The 1,027-nt window shown below is 44.3% G+C and carries 1 protein-coding gene; it reads left to right on the forward strand.

Annotation, left to right across the window (positions count from 1 at the left end; translation table 11 throughout):
• Positions 1-471, forward strand: a 471-nt coding sequence (locus H0W44_10740; GenBank protein MBA3582910.1) for a sigma-70 family RNA polymerase sigma factor, incomplete at its 5' end; no start/stop codon positions are given.
• Between the last annotated feature and the right edge of the window lie 556 nt (positions 472-1,027).

Here is a 1,027-nt window from a genome sequence, read left to right on the forward strand (position 1 = left end):
GAACTGCGTCGTCAGGCTTCGGGTTATTTGCGACGCGAACGCTCGAATCACACGCTGCAGCCAACAGCTTTGATCAACGAAGCCTACCTGAAATTAATTGACCAGCGCGACGTGAAATGGCAAAACCGCGCCCATTTTTTTGCGATTGCGGCACAAGCTATGCGCCGGATTCTGGTTGATTACGCGCGTGAAAGAAAGCGAGAGAAACGCGGAGGCGCGGCGGAGAATTTGCCGCTCGATGAAGCCTTAACAATCGTTTCACAGGAAAAAAGCGTTGATCTTGTAGCGCTCGACGAAGCCTTAAACAAGCTGGCAAAATTCGACGAAAGGCAGGCAAAAGTAGTCGAGCTTCGTTATTTCAGTGGCTTGTCAATTGACGAAACCGCCGAAGTTTTGAATGTTTCAAACATAACGATCAGGCGCGATTGGAGTATGGCAAAGGCTTGGTTGTTTCACGAAATCACAAAATAATTGGTAATTTCTTTAGCAAAAAAACTTATTAAGAATTCTAAGCCTGATATTCTTTTTGAAGTAACTGTGGTGTTAGAAAACATAGTTCTTGACACTCAAATTTAGTCTCAAAAGTTAATGTTACGTTTAAGGCTAGTGCTCGTTCTGCGTGGCACAGTCACCCGCTTGGTCAAACTTTGATCGTCACGGGGCTGGAACTGGCTGGATTCAGCAATGGAATAGTGAAAAGCAAGAGATCAGGCAGGGCGATGTCATCTGAACTCCGCCGGGAGTAAAGTATTGGCACGGCGCTTCGCCAAACGGCAGAATGACGCATATCGCCATTCAGGATCATCTCGACGGCAAGGTAGTTGATTAGGATGGAAAAGGTAACTGACGAACAATACCAGTCACCCTTAAGGAGAGAATAATAAGCTGTCCAAAAACTGTAGTTTTTGGACACTTTTTTCTCTCTATATAGGGCTTTCCTATAAAAATTAAAGACAAGGCAGAAGATGCTACACTTTTAGTTGAAACTAGACTTAAAAAGTAACAATAATGCTACCTTGTCAGGAAG

Source organism: Gammaproteobacteria bacterium, from assembly GCA_013817245.1.
In the GTDB taxonomy this organism is placed as follows: Bacteria; Pseudomonadota; Gammaproteobacteria; order HTCC5015; family HTCC5015; genus JACDDA01.